We start from the raw sequence: 14,376 nt of genomic DNA, 5'->3' as shown, positions 1-14,376 counted from the left end.
GGGCGGCGTCGCGATGATGCACCAGCGGGCGCATGACGGCTGCCCGAGGATCCCCAAGCACTACGCCGGCATGCTGAAGCGGCACCCCGAGGCCTCGGACTGAGATGCGCGGCTCGTACGGCATCAGTCTCCCTGTCGCCCAGCCATGCGTGTCCCTGCATGGTTCGTCCCCGACGGCTCTGAGCTACGGCAGCGTACGGCAGGGTCGGTAGTCGACGGCAACGGTACGGCAGCGGCTACGGTAAGAACGGGGGCATCACACCACACGCACTGAAGGTGCATGGCCGGATCTGCGGATCGACCAGCCCGGATCCAGCCCGGATCGCGTCCCCCGCGTCCGCGTCCCGGGGACGGCCTCGCGGTGGAACGCGGCGGGGCGGGCCGAGGCAGCCGGCGCGCGACCCCGTTATATATGATAATGTCCTTTATCAGATGTATGGGTTGGGGCCCGAGATGGCGAGCGCGACGATGCCGGAGCAGCTCAGGACGCGGCTGCTTCCAAACGAGAAGGTCATCTGGTGGGGGCCGCCCGCCCAAGGCATCAGGCTGACCCGGCGCGACGGCCTGCTCATCCCGTTCAGCTTACTCTGGGGCGGGTTCGCGATCTTTTGGGAAACCACCGTGCTCCGTAGCGGCGCTCCGTTCCCCTTCGCGCTGTTCGGTGTTCCCTTCGTCCTGGTCGGCCTGTTCCTGATCGCCGGCCGCTTTCTGTTCGATAGCTGGCTGCGGCAGCGCACGATGTACGTCCTCACCAATCGACGTGTTCTGATCACGCGATCGGGGCCATGGCCGCACTTCACAGCCGTCAACTTGGATATGCTGCCGGAAGCGAGCCTTGAAGAGGAGTCGAATGGGAGAGGGACGATCCGGTTCGGGGGTCCTGCCTCAGTGTTATCCTTCAACGGCAGGGCGGGCTTTGGTTCTTGGACCCCGGCACTGGATCCAGTGCCTCAGTTCATAGGGGTCGATGATGCGCAGCGCGTCTTTGCTGCGACCCAGGATCGGCCGCAGCGGCGTTTCTGATGGGTTCGGTCCTCACATCAGCCCAACTCCACGCTCCGGCGTTGATCGCGGCTGCCGGCGATCGTGCCGCCTATCGCTTCTTGGAGTTCTTCACGGCGCAGATCCGCAACCCGCACACCCGGCGTGCCTACGCCAGGTCCGTAGCCGAGTTCTGCGCCTGGCTGGACCGGTATGGCCTGCCGTCGATCGCCGCCGTCAGTTCGGTCCACATCGCCGCCTACGTCGAGGATCTCGGGCGCAGCCACAGCGCCCCCACGGTCAAGCAGCGCCTGGCGGCGATCCGGATGATGTTCGACTGGCTCGCGACCGGCGGCGTGCTGCCGTTCAATCCGGCGACCGCCGTGCGCGGCCCCAAGCACGTGGTCAAGCGCGGCAAGACCCCCGTGCTCGCCCCCGATGAGGCGCGCGCGCTCCTCGACGCGATCGATACCACCACGCCGATCGGCCTACGCGATCGAGCGCTGATCGGCCTGATGGTCTACACGTTCGCGCGGATCGGCGCGGCCACCGCCATGCGGGTCGAGGATGTGTACGTGCAGAACCGCCGCCTCTGGGTGCGGCTGCACGAGAAGGGCGGCAAGGCGGTGGACCTACCCTGCCACCACAACCTGGAGGCCTACCTGCACGCCTACCTGGACGGCACCGGCGTAGCCGCGGACGGCGACGGACCTCTGTTCCGCACCATCCGCCGCGGGACGGCCGAACTGACCTGCACGCCCCTGCCGAGCGCCAACGCCTACGCGATGGTGCGGCGACGGGCGAAGGCGGCCGGGATCGCCACGCAGATCGGAAACCACACCTTCCGGGCGACCGGGATCACCACCTACCTAAAGAACGGCGGCACGCTGGAGCGGGCCGCCGCCATCGCCAACCACGCCTCGACGCGCACGACCCAGCTCTACGATCGCCGCGCCGACGCGGTGAACCTGGACGAGATCGAGCGCATCCTGATCTGAGGGGCGCTCCGCTCAGGGGCTGTGGGTTCCAGCGGGGATGTTCGCGGGGGTGCGACGCCGGAAATCGCCCGTGTCGTACCCCGCCTATATCGTCCAGGATTGTTCATGGCCTCAAATCGACAGACATAGTCAGGGAGACCCGATACGGGCTCTGGGCACCTCGAAGAGGCGCCGCCCCGCCAACCCTGTCGGAGAACTTTCAAAACGGTCGCTTGGATCGAAGCTGATGTCCCTCAGGATACGTCCGCACCGATGGTGCACAGGTGTGCAGAGAACATTTTCGAGCCTTCGCGAGCCTTTCGCAGCATTCTGAAACACGTCGCCATGGTTCATTTCGCTGCGGGATGCTTCGGTCTGCTGCGCTTCGAGCGGACCGTCGAGGATCCCGACGCCAGCCGATCCGTTCGTAAAACCCATGCTTGAGTGGCCGGGCCCCTCGAACAGCGTCTCAAAACGAGAGCGGGGCAAAGAGGCGAGCGAGCTCGCCAAGCTCCTCAATCGCTGCGTGCGCTTGCTTCACAGGGAGTGCCCCGGTGAGTTGCGCAATCTGATCGTGCAGCACGTGAGGGACGAGGGGGAATGGGCCAAGCTGAAGAGGCTCGGCATCAACGAGCACTTGCCTCCGAAACGAGGCGGATACATCGAGGGTACGACGCAAGGAATTGCTCCTGTCGTACCCGAGCCCCCGGTCGAGGATCATCCTCAGGCTCAGATCGGCCCACATGGCCAATGAGGTTAGAGGGTGAAGTTGGGTGCTGCCGGAGATCTGGCCGAGGTTACGCTCACGCGATCGGGTCGTCCCATCCGATGGCGCGGCGTAGGAAAGTCAGCCCCAGCGCCCTGAACGCCGCCGTCTGTTCGCTGTCCTTGCCGGCGCCGTGCCCGTCGGTCGCGGGCTCGTAGAAGGCGACGTCGCAGCCGAGGACGCGGAGCTTCTGCGCCATCTTGCGTGCGTGGCCGGGGTGGACCCGGTCGTCGCCGCGGCTCGTGGCCAGCAGGATCGGCGGGTATGTACGAGCGCGCGATCCCGCCGACGAGCACCGTCGTGCCTGCCGGAGAGCCGACGGCTGCGCCGTCGAAGAGCTCTGGCATCACTCCTGCCAAGCTTACCAAATCCTCAGCGTCTGTGACCACCATTCAGGGGCCTAGGGAGGGTCACATTGAGGGTCACATCGAGCGGGGCAGACAGCCCCGGGCATGGTGGTGGCTGGTCTGGTCCTACGGCAGCCCCGGCACGGCGGGGCGGCTACCAGGCCCGATCCGCCGCCGGCTCGCACAGTGCCAGGTCGGAGTGCGTCACGTCGCAGGCTCGACCGCGGCGCGACGCATAGGCTTGGGTGATCCACCCCCAGGGGCGGCGCCAGCCGCCCCTGAATGGCCTCCTGTTCTTCGGGCCATCCGCGTGTTCAGGAACGGAGGTCGGGACCGTCCTAGCGCTGGCTGCCCCCCGAGGGCTACCAGGGCTCAGATCCAGCGGCCGTCACGCTTTCTTCACCATGGGCACGGCACTGCCGCCGCATGCCGATCCGGCCTGAACACCGCTTCTTCTACCCCATCGATTGGCCGCAGCTCTCGGCCGTGATCCGGTTCGGCCGAGCGAAGGGCCACACGGGCAGACGATCTATCACCTTGGCGATGGACGCTGGTGGGACGCTGAAGCCAGGCGATGGCGTGACGGGCGGGGTAGACGGACCCGCGTCGCATCGGACGCCGATATCCTCGGTCGTGCCAGGCGAACCCGGGTCGTCCTGGCAGCAGCCCATCGGGATCACGACACCGCGAACAACGGAGACACCAACCTCGCGGCCTTCTGTTAGCGGTGCCACATGATCCACGACCGGCCGGAGCATCGGCGGCGACGCTGGCGCACGCTATTCCGGCGCAAAGCACTCGGTGACCTGTTCGACGGTCCTTATCCCACACGGTTTCGAGCCGACGCTCCGCAACCATTCCCCCGGGTAGCAACGACGCGCCCATAGACAACCTAAGCGAGAGCACGGCAGTATCGGCTAAATAGGAGGTGACCGATGCGACGTCGACATACCGCAGCTCGCGGGCTGACCGTGATCAAAGCCGCCGCTGCGGCCGTGGCGACCATGATGGTCCTCAGCGTCGTGGCCTCGAGCGCTGCCGAGGCGCGATGCGGATCTCGTGGCGGTCCAGGTTACCGCCGGGCGGACGGCAAGTGCGCCTCGCACCGGGACTGACTATGCGCGCCACACTGGTGACCATAGCCACCGCGGCGATCATTGCGCTGATGGCCCACGCAGCCCATGCCACGCCTGGCGCGCTGGATCGTCACGGTTGCCATGGCCATGGAGCACGGCATCACTGCCACCGCGGCATGGCTGGCAAGCACTTCGTCGGCTGGGGTGGCGGCGGTCACCGCTTCGCCCATCGGCACGGCCGCCGTTGGGGCCATCATCGCCGCCATCGCTAGCACTGAAACCGCGTAGGGTCAGGATGCGCCGGCCGCCCATGTGCCAGGGTAGGCATGGCGGCCGGCGCACTCGCATGCGGGAGCCGTTCGGGGCTCGACCGCCGCGATGGGCGAGAGAAGCGACCAACGCGGTCGAATGCGAGAGGATCCGGGGCCGTGAGCCGGCGCTGGGCGGTGTCCAGTTCCCCCGCCGCGCCGACCCTCACACGACAGCCCGGCCGAGGCTTCACGAGCGGCCCCTAGGGAACTGGCCCAGGGGACACCTGTCGTCGCGTGCTCGCCCACTCCGGACCTTGCGGTGTCGCGAACGCCTCGGGCACGTGTGCGGGAAGGGCTGGCGCTGTAGCAGGCCTCAGGTGGATTGTCGTCCTCGGAGGGGTTCGAGGCCGCCATGGCTGGCTGAACCAGCAATCTTTGGCTTGGGTCTGAGCAAGATGTCCACGAGGAAGCCGACGGCGAGCAGGCCAGTTATCACGCCCTCGTTTGGCCTGAGGCACTCATCTGAAAGAAGCCGTCAGAGTACCGTATGTGCGCTTAGCGTCGCCTCATGGAGCGGTGCGAGGAAGGCCACACCAATGCCGCCGTCGATCCGGCGCGCTACCCGCCCCCGGTGCCGCCCAACCACGATCGCTTCGCCGATCTCCAGCGTGGCGCTCAATTGCAGCGCCACACCTGAGGCCGACAGGTTCAGGATCCGCGCCGGCACGCCTGTTCCGTCAGGCAAGGCGACCTGCACGGTCCTGTGCATGGGCACGAACCGACGGTGGATCCGCACCTCTTGGTGAAGAGGAGCCTGCAGCCGCACCAAGTCCAAGAGGCTAGAGACGACTTCGCGAGGCATCGCGCCGCGGCCTACGACCCGGACGGCAAAGTCGGTAGCATCTGACCGCACGACGCGGGTCTGCATTGTTCCGACGCTGCGAATCGAGCACCCAAGCCGCACCGATACAGGCGGAATGGTCGCCGAACGCAGGCGGATGCCCTCGGTTGAGATATCGACCGTAATAGCGTGGAACTCGGTCCCGTCGCTGAGCCAGCACAGTGCTGGAAGGATGATGGCGTGACGTACAATCACTCGTCGCCCGATAGAGTTCAGATCGATCGTCCGCCAGATAGCGGCGTACAATCTTTCAGTCGAATTGCAAGTCTAAACAAAATTTTACCTAAAATGAGGCCGACACATAATGTCCGTCTCGATTGGAAATTTATTTTTCAACTACACAAATTATATCTACCGTACATAATACAAATATGCTTTGGAGCTCTTTCAGCTGGTTAAAAACATATTATATACGCGATCTATATGGGGCCACATCGGAAATACAGATACTTATATGATAATATACATTTCAACTAATCGAACTCTGAACCTGCCACCTTCGGCTTGGCTCTGCGGAGAATCTCCGCGAGGAAGCCGACGGCGAGCAGGCCGTGTGTCCTCGCCAGAGCCAGAAGCTCGTCACGGCCTGGATCGAAGCCCGAGGAAAGGCGGCTGATCTCCTCGACACCGCACACGGCTGACCGAACCGCGTCGAGCGCGTGGGACAGCCCCGGTGTGTCCCTCGCCGCATTCCGTCGGAGGGTCAGCAGGTGCGCTTCAGCGGTGCGCCGCGCCGTGCCGTCCGATGCGCCAGAGCCAGCGGCGCTCCCGATCGCGACGGCAAGCGCTTGAACCGACAGAGCAAAGCAGGGCAGCAGGCCCGCTCTGAGGGTTCGATCGGCATCGTTCGTCATATCGTCCATCCGCGTGCGCCTACCGCATGGCTCGGCCCGTGCCACCACCCGCGCGGATTCTGGGGCGTGCGCTTCGCTGGAGGTCGACCGCTGCCCCTCGGCAGCCCTCTGACGTCTTGGTTTTCCCCGAATCTGACAGGTTTAGAACCTCAGTAGGCGTGCTGGTTACGCTTTTGACCCCTCCCCCCTGATGAGAGGCAGGCCCGACTTGCCCACGTCGGTCGGGGAGAGGATCGCCGCGCCGCGCCAGCCGGATCCAAGCCAGCCACTCCGCCGAGACGATCCGGAGCACGTTGGTGTCGTTGCGAAAGCCGGTGATCTGGCGCTCCTCGACGGTGAGCAGGCCGAGCCGGCGCGCCTGACGAATGGCGTTCTTCACCGACGAGCGGCACACGCCCGCGACCGCGGCCATGTTCTCGATCGACAGCCGGCAGTCCTTCCGCCTGGTGGTCTCGGCTGCCACGAGGGCGAGGACCGCCTGCTCGGCCAGCGTGAACCGGGCCGCGAGCCCCGGCGGGAGCCGCCCCGAGGCGGCCCAACGGCGACGGCGCTCCATCGAGGCATCCGTGCGCGGGCGCGAGCCGACGGCCCTCCTGCCGGATCCTGCTCGATCCTGGATGGGTGCGCTATCGTCTGGGTTAGGGGCCGTCGCCGCGGCCAGAAAAATCCGTCGCGCGGCCGGGGCATCGGTCCGCGCTTCGATCAGCCCGGACAGTGCCTCGGCCTCGGCCTCCGTGACCCTCCCGTCCCCGAACGCGCGCCACAGCAGCGCTGTCACCTGGGGCAAGGTGATTCGGTCGGCCGCCTCGATCGCGCGGCGGATCTCGTCTGCAAACACGTGTCTCGGCCCTTTCCACAGGGCCACAGGGGGACGATCGGCGGCGCAGGCTGTGCGCTCCGTTCAAGACAAGCCGATATCGTTGCCAGAACCAGGGTTCTGACTTGACGCCCGAGGGCGCTTCATGGCTTGTGGGGATTGGAAATTGGGTCCCCACAGACCATCTCGAATTCGACGGGCTCCTCGTTTGGCGACGGGGGGCCCGTTGGCTTTTCAGGGTCCTACTGCGGCGGTCGGTGCTCCTGATGATGCCGGCGACTCGCGCAAGGCGCGTTCCGACCGGACATGGCATGTCGGCCGGAGCGCACGGCTAAGTCAACGCTAGGGAATGAACAGCGCGCCGATACCTGCTGGACCTTCAATCCTAGCGGGCCTGAGGAAGGCTGGTATCATCACCAGCAGAGAGGTCATCGCGGCAGTCGACGCCTACATACGGCAACCCGCCAGCCGGGCCCTACCACTTCCCAGGGGTCACAGGACCCGCCGCGAGCTGACCCGTGCCGAGTGGGCCGAGCTGAAGGGCATACTGCGATCGGAGCCGGAGCTGCAGCGCGCCTGGATGCTGAAGGAGGCGCTGAAGGGGCTGTTTGGGTTCAAGGATGCCGAGCGGGCTTCCGCGCAGTTCGATCAGCTCGACCAGGGTCGCTGAACCGGGGTGATGAAGCCGATGGGCCGCGCGCTGGAGATGGTCCGGGAATACGAGGTCGAGATCCTCAACTAGCACCGGGTCATGCAGGACAACAGCTTCACCGAGAGCATAAACGGCCGGTACCAGCTGATCGACGCAGGGCGGGCCAGCGTGCGGTTCTAGACCGTGCGGTAAAGGCCCTCCTGCGCTACGGCGGCCTCCTGGATCAGTACTACCTCGATCGGGTTTGACCGCCCGCGCTACGACTTCTTCTTGTCGTACCCTCACGCTTCCGCGGTCGCCGCCTCCGCCCTCCGGTGCTGTGGTACCATGGCTCTTAGGTGCGTCAAAACCGGAGCATTATGGTACCGAGGTGCTATCGCATAACGGTGCGTTAACACTTCGGTACTAGCGTGCGGTGATGCAGCGGTGCCGCGGCACCATCGTGCGGAGGTGTTGCGGTGCCATGGTGCAGGTGATCGCCGTTGTCGGGCGCAAGGGCGGGATCGGCAAAACGACCGTCGCGGTCCATCTCGCGGGCGAACTCGCCGCGCGGGGGAGGCGCGTTCATGTCGTGGACGCCGACCCTCAAGGCTCGGCCGCCCAATGGGCCGCGCCGGGCAACCTCCGCCTCCCTGTTGACCATCTGCCGGTCACGGTGGACAGCCTCAAGGCGTGGGTCGGCCAGGTGCGGAAAGTGGCGGCCGAGATCCTGATCCTCGATTGCCCGCCGCACCTCGACGCCGCACTTGGCGCTGCCGTGGGCCTCGCGGACCTGGCTCTCCTGCCGTGCGGTCCCTCCGGCCTCGACATGATGGCGATGAGCGAGGTGCTGGCCGTGATCCGTCAGGCCCGTGAGCACCGTGCAGGCAAGCCGGCCGCGCTCATCGTTCCGAACCGGGTAGACCGGCGAACAGCCGAGGGGCGCGAGATCGTGGAGGAGTTGGGCAAGCTGGGCGAGCCCGTGGGACCGGCGCTGGCGTACCGGTCCGCCTTCGTGCGGGCCTTCAACACCGGCGACACAGTGGGATCCTTCGCCACCGGTTCGCCGGCTGACAGCGAGGTGAAGGCAGTGGCGGACGTAATCGAGAGGGTACTGGCGTGACTGGCAAGAAGACGGGTTCGGGCCTCGGCGCGCGGATGGCGGCCACCCCGGCGGTGAGCGCTGTGGCCGCTGGCTTTGCCGCCGCCACAGAAGGCGAGGGGTTGGGGGTCCCTGATAAGTCAGAGGCCGCGGCAAAGGCTGAGGTGGTGGCGCTGAACATCCGCCTGCCGAAGGCGCTCCACCGGACTCTTCGAGAGATCGCATTCAAGGATGAGACGAGCATCAACGCGATCCTGATCCAGGCCGCGGAAGCGTGGTTGGCGAAGTCACGATGACGTCGCACCTCAGTACTTCGATGCTGACGCACCATCACACCACGGTGTGATCGCACCATATGGCCGAACCCAAAACCCTTGCCCTTAAGATCGAGCGCGCCGAGCTGCGCGTCCAGCTTGCCGAGGTCCAGGATCAGTGCGTTGAGCTGGCGGTGGACGCCGGCGAACTGCACGCGCAGATCGAGGTGCTACAGGAGGAACTCGCCCAGGTTCGGCAGGATCGGGACGCTTGGCGTCGTGCGGCCCTGCGTTCACCAGCAGCATCAGCAGCAGCGGGTTGAACTTTAAGATCCGATCTGCATATTCCCTATCAACGGGGACAGATCGCCTGAGCGCGCCGCAAGGTTCGTGACAGCCCCAGCCGCCGAAGACGGGCAACCGCCATCGGTCCACGCGCAACGCGGGATAACCAAGTGTTTCGGCGAGTGATCACCCCGCGCTCCTCGTGAGTCGCGGGGTTTTTCATGCCTACCGGCGAAGGCGGGACCGCACCTGCTCGCCCTTGTGGACCTTCGCGCACAGCACGGCGAAGTTGATCTTGGTAGCGCCCTCCAGCGCTTCCTGCCGATCCTCAATCGGATAGGCGCTCTCCACCACCATCTGGAGCTGGTGTGACGCCTGCTGCTGGCGCTGCTGCTCCCTTGGATCCGCCTGGAAGCGCTTCAGGCGAAAGTACATCGGGTAGATCCGGCCGCCCGTCAGGGCGACGTTGGCTAGGTAGACATAATTCCGATCTGACGCCGTGAGGTAGACCGACGCGTTGGGCAGAGCGTCCACCAGGGCAGGCAGGTTGTGGGACAGGTCGTGCCGCTCGGGATCGTATGCCCGGGCCCGCGACGCATCCATGATCCGGTGCGTCGGGCTGTGGACGCAGGGCAGATAGGCCACCGTGAAGCAGTGGTTGGAGAACTTCACGTCGATCGCCAGCTCGCGGCCGACGTTCTTGACGAAGAAGCGCAGCGTCCGCGGCTCCAAGTGGGCGAGGTCGAGCGCCACGCCGCCGATCGAGTGCTCGAAGTAGGCCATGGCGCTCCATGCATGGGCGGTCGGCGCGACGCCAGACCCGGTGCGGTCTGAGGGTGAGGGCAGCCCGATCTCGCAAACGAAAAAGGCCCGCCGAAGCGGGCCCCTTGGTCCAAGCAGGTAGATCGATCAGGCGTACTGGATCAGCACCCAGATCACCGCCTTGCCGCCGTAGGGGGGCATGCGGTTGTGCTTCGCGATCGGGGCCGTGGTGCTCGGCGTGCCCTCGACCTTCCACACTCCGCTCTCCGGGCAGAGGCTGCCCGTAGCCACCCGCGTTCCGATCGGGGCCTTCGCTGCTGTTGCGCCGTACATTTTTATCCTCACAATCTTCGTTCCTGCCCCCTACGGGCGGCCGATGGCCGTACAGATATAACAGACGATCCGAGCCGTCAACTGCATCGGCCAATTCCGTATAGACAGATCGAACGATTGCGCGCGTCAAGGTGTAGCGATACGATGTCGTTCGCGCCCGTGAACAAAACGGGTACACGGAACGCGCCGCAGGACAGGTCCACGGCGCGATAGGCGGGGTAGGGATGAGCATCGGGGCTCGGATCAAGGAGCTGAGAGTCAGGCACAACCAGTCGCTACAGGGACTGGCGGACGCGCTCGGAGCGTCGAAGGCCCACATCTGGGAAATCGAGCGCGGCGGTAGCAAAAATCCGTCTATGGAGCTTCTGAAGAAGCTCGCCGAACATTTCTCGGTCACGGTCTCCTATTTAGTAGGAGAGGCACCGGCGGAAGAAGACGAAGGCGCAATGGTTCTGTACAGAAATCTCAAAGAACTCAACGAAAACGACAAGCAGGCCGTCCTATCCCTGATGAAACACTTTCAGGCGAAGCAGGGATAGGCGCAATGCCGGCCTGCCGGATGGACCTCGCCGACGTCGGCTCACCGGAAGCCCTCGTCAGGCTCATTCTGCAGGCCGAACCGGATCTGCCGATCCCGGTACCGATCGAGGATCTGTGCCGGCAGCTCGACATTGCGGCGATCCAGGATCTTGAGACGGACGGTTTCGAGGGCGGCCTGATCACGGACGCCGAACGGTCCGCGGGGATCATCCTGGTGAAGAACACCATGGAGGTCCGGCGCCGGTTCACGATCGCGCACGAGCTCGGTCACTTCCTCATGCCGAGCCACGTACCCGATCAGGCCGGCCGGTTCCTGTGCAAGAGCAGCGACCTGCGCCGGACGAGCGCCAGAGAGGGCGACCGGCGCGAGCGCATGGAGGTCGAGGCTAACCGGTTCGCCTCCCTTATCCTGATGCCAGCGCCGGCGCTCCGGCAAGCGATGCGCGGATGCACGGAGCCGAGCCTTCAGCACATCCCAACGCTGGCCCGGCAGTTCAACGTCAGCCGGGAAGCGATGGCCCGGACCTACGCGCATTATCACGACGAGCCGATCGCGATCGTCGTCACGCATGACGGCAAGGTGCTGCGCCACTACAAGAAGCTCAGCTTTCCGTTCGTCACCTGTCGCAACAACGCCCCTGTGCCGGCGGGCTCGCTCTATCACCGCGGGCCGCACGAGCGAGGGATCGCGAGCGACTTCGCGGTGTGCCTCCCCGAAAACTGGATCGAGGTGCGGCGAGGCGAACGAGCGCCGGTCCTATACGAGCAGGTCTATCCGCAGCGCGAGGGCTTCGGCCTCCTGCTTCTCCACCTGGAGCTTCCAGATGAAGAAGAAGAGGCCGAGGACCGCGAGATGGAGGAGAGCTGGCGCGTGGGGTTCAAGGCCAAGCGGCGGTAGCCGAGCTTTGCGCTCGCGAGGGCAGGAAACTCGCGTAGACGCATGTATGGAACCGCCTAAGGTCCACCTGCGCACCATGTCGGCCATCCAGATCGAGATCGGCAGTTTCCAGCGGTGGCCATTCTTTGGCGGTCTCAGCACACCGCCTCCTGCTGCCGTCCAGTATCTCGCCGCAGCCGCCCCTACAGATTGCGCAACCAGGCGAGCAAGGCGGGCTCAGGCGATCCGGCAGCAGTCGGCACCCGTCGTGGCTCGACCTGCATCGGTGAGATGCCGAACTGCCGCTGGAAGGCCCGACTGAACACCTGTGAACCCGAGAACCCGCACTCGTGGGCGAGGCGGGCCAGCTTCGGCCGGCGGCCGAGGATCGGCTCGTTGAGTTCGCGCAGGGCACGGGCGAGGCGGCGCTGGCGGATGTAGGCGTGCACGCCCCCGGTATCGGTGAACAGCCGGTAGAGCGTGCTCCGCGACACGCCGAACTGGCTGCTCAGCGCCGGCACGTCGACCGTGGCCACATGCGCCTCGATGTAACGGCGCATCGCCAGCGCTAGCGGGTCGGGCCAGTCCCGCGTCGCCGCGGCCCCACCATCGGGATCCAGATCTTGGTTCGATCCCACAGCCATCCCGACGACGACCCTGCACAGGGCCAGGGTAGCCGGCACCAGCTCGGCGAGTTGTGCGGGCGTGGCCGCTCCGAGCGCGTCGGCGAGATCGTGGAGGTGGCCGGACAGCAGGCGCACCAGCGGCTCCTGGCCGCCGTCCAGGACCTGCCCGCGCAGCGCGCCACCGTCCGCCAAGGCATCTCCGAGCCGATGCCGGGGTACGATGACGGCGATGCCAGTCTCGGCCGGCATCGCGAGCCGCACCGGTTCGGCGAGATCGAACAGCACGAGGTCGCCGGGACGAGCCTTCCTCGCCCAGCCCGCCGCCTCGACCTGGACCGGTCCGCCGGAATGGGCCGATTCTGTTGAAAAACTCGGGTGTTGCAACGGTAATCGTGAGGTGATTCACTCCTGTCGAGAGACGGAGATCGAAGCAGATGATGGGACCTCGGCAAGTCGAGCAGGGTGCCTTGTTCTACGAGTTCTCGCTCGATACCCACGTTCCCGTCGATCATCTGCTGCGCGCCATCGATCGCTTCGTCGACCTGTCGGGCCTGCGCGCATCTGCGGCCCTTCTACAGCACGACGGGTCGGCCTTCGGTCGATCCCGAACTGATGATCCGCATGCTGCTCGTCGGCTACTGCTTCGGCATCCGCTCCGAGCGCCGCTTGTGCGAGGAGGTGCACCTCAACCTCGCCTACCGCTGGTTCTGCCGGCTCGGGTTGGAAGGCGCGGTGCCTGACCACTCGACCTTCTCGAAGAACCGCCACGGCCGTTTCCGCGACAGCGACCTGCTGCGCGAGGTGTTCGAGATCACCGTGCAACGCTGCATCGACGCGGGGCTCGTGGGTGGTGAGGGCTTCGCGGTCGACGCTAGCCTGATCCGGGCCGACGCCAACAAGCAGCGCTCTGCGGACGCTTCTGAGTCCGTCGATTGGGACGACTTGGCCCGGACGCGCCGGTCGGTGCGCGAGTACCTCGACACTCTCGACGAGGCTGCCTGGGGAGCCGCGAGCGAGAGCACGCCGAAGTTCATCTCCCGCTCCGATCCGGCGGCGCAGTGGACGGGCGCGATGAAGGGCCATGCCTTCTTCGCCTACGCCACCAACTACCTGATCGACCTCGACCACGCCGTGATCGTCGACGTCGAGGCCAGCCGTGCGATCCGGCAGGCGGAGGTCGGGGCGGCCCGTACCATGGTCGCGCGCACGCAGGATCGCTTTGGGCTATGGCCGGCGCGGCTGGCGGCGGACAGCGCCTACGGCTCGGCCGAACACCTCGCCTGGCTGGTGCACGAGCGCGGGATCGAGCCGCACATCCCTGTCTTCGACAAGTCCGAGCGCAGCGACGGCACCTTCAGCCGGTCAGCCTTCACGTATGACCCTGAAGCCGACACCTACACTTGCCCGGCCGGCAAGCCACTGCGGCAACGCCAGAAGGTCTACCGGACGCCGCCCCCGCTGGTCGATGCGGATGGGATGATGCGCTACCACGCCAGCAAGCGTGACTGCGACGCCTGCGCGCTGAAGCCTCGGTGCTGTCCCAACACACCCGCCCGCAAGATCCCCCGCTCGATCCACGAAGGCGCTCGGCAGATGGCGCGCGACATCTGCGCCTCGGAGGAGGGCCGCACCTCACGGCGGGAGCGCAAGAAGGTCGAGATGCTGTTTGCCCACCTCAAGCGGATCCTGAAGCTGGATCGACTCCGGCTACGGGGGCCGAACGGGGCTCGGGACGAGTTCCACCTCGCCGCAGCAGCCCAGAACCTCAGGAAGCTCGCCAAGCTGATCCCGGTGCCGCAGCCGAGCCCGGCCTGATCGGCCGGGGCCACCCTCTCATCCAGCCGCCGCCCTCATCCGACCTGCGCCCGATCCAACTCGACCGCGAGTTTTTCAACAAAATCGGCGCAGACCGTTCCGTGGCCCGCGGCGCCCGCCGGAAGGGGTCATCGCAGCGGATGCTCAAAAACGTGCGCCAAGGGTCGATGCCTATGCAGGT

Annotated in this window: 14 protein-coding genes and 3 pseudogenes; 10 read left to right on the top strand and 7 right to left on the bottom strand. The window is 65.9% G+C overall.

Features of this window, described 5'->3' with window-relative positions:
- The first annotated feature begins 468 nt into the window (after nt 1–468).
- Both ACQKQD_RS33650 and ACQKQD_RS33645 read left to right on the top strand, forming a co-directional pair.
- Nucleotides 469–1,023 (top strand): PH domain-containing protein, encoded by a 555-nt coding sequence (locus tag ACQKQD_RS33650; RefSeq protein WP_427510931.1) that lies wholly within the window; start codon nt 469–471, stop codon nt 1,021–1,023.
- A gap of 41 nt (nt 1,024–1,064) precedes the next feature.
- Entirely contained in the window at nt 1,065–1,979 is a 915-nt protein-coding gene (locus tag ACQKQD_RS33645) for a tyrosine-type recombinase/integrase (RefSeq protein WP_427510930.1), read from the top strand.
- A 782-nt stretch (nt 1,980–2,761) separates the two neighbouring features.
- Here the strand turns inward: ACQKQD_RS33645 and ACQKQD_RS33640 are convergent.
- Nucleotides 2,762–3,016 (bottom strand): annotated as a pseudogene (locus ACQKQD_RS33640) (prolyl oligopeptidase family serine peptidase); the annotation flags it as partial.
- Between the two features lie 481 nt (nt 3,017–3,497).
- Here ACQKQD_RS33640 and ACQKQD_RS33635 point away from each other — a divergent pair.
- Nucleotides 3,498–3,958, top strand: a pseudogene (locus ACQKQD_RS33635) (hypothetical protein).
- A gap of 294 nt (nt 3,959–4,252) precedes the next feature.
- Nucleotides 4,253–4,435 (top strand): hypothetical protein, encoded by a 183-nt coding sequence (locus ACQKQD_RS33630; protein WP_427510929.1) that lies wholly within the window; start codon nt 4,253–4,255, stop codon nt 4,433–4,435.
- A gap of 498 nt (nt 4,436–4,933) precedes the next feature.
- On the opposite strand, the gene ACQKQD_RS33625 is transcribed toward ACQKQD_RS33630, so the two are convergent.
- The 3 genes from ACQKQD_RS33625 to ACQKQD_RS33615 all read right to left on the bottom strand — a co-directional run bounded on the left by ACQKQD_RS33625 (nt 4,934) and on the right by ACQKQD_RS33615 (nt 6,991).
- Nucleotides 4,934–5,545, bottom strand: coding sequence for a PilZ domain-containing protein (locus ACQKQD_RS33625; protein WP_427510928.1), 612 nt, complete (start codon nt 5,543–5,545; stop codon nt 4,934–4,936).
- 227 nt (nt 5,546–5,772) lie between these two features.
- Entirely contained in the window at nt 5,773–6,153 is a 381-nt protein-coding gene (locus ACQKQD_RS33620; RefSeq protein WP_427510927.1) for a hypothetical protein, read from the bottom strand.
- 19 nt (nt 6,154–6,172) lie between these two features.
- On the bottom strand, nt 6,173–6,991 hold the full coding sequence (locus ACQKQD_RS33615; RefSeq protein WP_427510926.1) for a helix-turn-helix domain-containing protein: 819 nt from the start codon (nt 6,989–6,991) through the stop codon (nt 6,173–6,175).
- Nucleotides 6,992–8,085: 1,094 nt separating this feature from the next.
- On the opposite strand from ACQKQD_RS33615, the gene ACQKQD_RS33610 reads away from it, so the two are divergent.
- Genes ACQKQD_RS33610 through ACQKQD_RS33600 form a run of 3 tightly spaced genes read left to right on the top strand, consistent with a single transcriptional unit; the run spans nt 8,086 to nt 9,280 of the window.
- The gene (locus ACQKQD_RS33610; RefSeq protein WP_427510925.1) at nt 8,086–8,724 is read left to right on the top strand and encodes an AAA family ATPase; all 639 of its coding nucleotides are present in this window, start codon (nt 8,086–8,088) and stop codon (nt 8,722–8,724) included.
- Complete coding sequence (locus ACQKQD_RS33605) at nt 8,721–8,999, top strand: hypothetical protein (RefSeq protein ID WP_427510924.1); 279 nt, start codon at nt 8,721–8,723, stop codon at nt 8,997–8,999. The genes ACQKQD_RS33610 and ACQKQD_RS33605 overlap by 4 nt, the downstream gene beginning before the upstream one ends.
- 59 nt (nt 9,000–9,058) lie before the next feature.
- Nucleotides 9,059–9,280: a hypothetical protein gene (locus ACQKQD_RS33600; protein ID WP_427510923.1), complete on the top strand. Its 222-nt coding sequence runs from the start codon at nt 9,059–9,061 to the stop codon at nt 9,278–9,280.
- 187 nt (nt 9,281–9,467) lie between these two features.
- On the opposite strand, the gene ACQKQD_RS33595 is transcribed toward ACQKQD_RS33600, so the two are convergent.
- A complete protein-coding gene (locus ACQKQD_RS33595) occupies nt 9,468–10,025 on the bottom strand; it encodes a hypothetical protein (protein WP_427510922.1) in 558 nt (185 codons plus the stop codon).
- A gap of 126 nt (nt 10,026–10,151) precedes the next feature.
- Entirely contained in the window at nt 10,152–10,295 is a 144-nt protein-coding gene (locus ACQKQD_RS33590; RefSeq protein ID WP_427510921.1) for a hypothetical protein, read from the bottom strand.
- 266 nt (nt 10,296–10,561) lie between these two features.
- On the opposite strand from ACQKQD_RS33590, the gene ACQKQD_RS33585 reads away from it, so the two are divergent.
- Both ACQKQD_RS33585 and ACQKQD_RS33580 read left to right on the top strand, forming a co-directional pair.
- The gene (locus ACQKQD_RS33585; protein WP_427510920.1) at nt 10,562–10,876 is read left to right on the top strand and encodes a helix-turn-helix domain-containing protein; all 315 of its coding nucleotides are present in this window, start codon (nt 10,562–10,564) and stop codon (nt 10,874–10,876) included.
- Between the two features lie 20 nt (nt 10,877–10,896).
- Nucleotides 10,897–11,775 (top strand): ImmA/IrrE family metallo-endopeptidase, encoded by an 879-nt coding sequence (locus ACQKQD_RS33580; RefSeq protein WP_427510919.1) that lies wholly within the window; start codon nt 10,897–10,899, stop codon nt 11,773–11,775.
- Between the two features lie 182 nt (nt 11,776–11,957).
- Here ACQKQD_RS33580 and ACQKQD_RS33575 read toward each other — a convergent pair whose 3' ends face one another.
- A complete protein-coding gene (locus tag ACQKQD_RS33575; RefSeq protein ID WP_427510918.1) occupies nt 11,958–12,665 on the bottom strand; it encodes a helix-turn-helix domain-containing protein in 708 nt (235 codons plus the stop codon).
- A 149-nt stretch (nt 12,666–12,814) separates the two neighbouring features.
- Here ACQKQD_RS33575 and ACQKQD_RS33570 point away from each other — a divergent pair.
- Nucleotides 12,815–14,195 (top strand): annotated as a pseudogene (locus ACQKQD_RS33570) (transposase).
- Nucleotides 14,196–14,376 lie beyond the last annotated feature (181 nt).

Origin of the sequence: Methylobacterium sp. NPDC080182 (genome assembly GCF_050281105.1) — a bacterium.
Taxonomy (GTDB): Bacteria; Pseudomonadota; Alphaproteobacteria; order Rhizobiales; family Beijerinckiaceae; genus Methylobacterium.
The sequence above is the reverse complement of the archived record's forward strand: the minus strand, read 5'-3'. Positions and strand labels throughout refer to the sequence as shown.

Coding starts and splice junctions, on each gene's coding strand:
- ACQKQD_RS33650 (WP_427510931.1), top strand. CDS start 469: ATGCCGGAGCAGCTCAGGACGCGGCTGCTTCCAAACGAGAAGGTCATC.
- ACQKQD_RS33630 (WP_427510929.1), top strand. CDS start 4,253: ATGCCACGCCTGGCGCGCTGGATCGTCACGGTTGCCATGGCCATGGAG.
- ACQKQD_RS33620 (WP_427510927.1), bottom strand. CDS start 6,153: ATGACGAACGATGCCGATCGAACCCTCAGAGCGGGCCTGCTGCCCTGC.
- ACQKQD_RS33610 (WP_427510925.1), top strand. CDS start 8,086: ATGGTGCAGGTGATCGCCGTTGTCGGGCGCAAGGGCGGGATCGGCAAA.
- ACQKQD_RS33600 (WP_427510923.1), top strand. CDS start 9,059: ATGGCCGAACCCAAAACCCTTGCCCTTAAGATCGAGCGCGCCGAGCTG.
- ACQKQD_RS33595 (WP_427510922.1), bottom strand. CDS start 10,025: ATGGCCTACTTCGAGCACTCGATCGGCGGCGTGGCGCTCGACCTCGCC.
- ACQKQD_RS33585 (WP_427510920.1), top strand. CDS start 10,562: ATGAGCATCGGGGCTCGGATCAAGGAGCTGAGAGTCAGGCACAACCAG.
- ACQKQD_RS33580 (WP_427510919.1), top strand. CDS start 10,897: ATGGACCTCGCCGACGTCGGCTCACCGGAAGCCCTCGTCAGGCTCATT.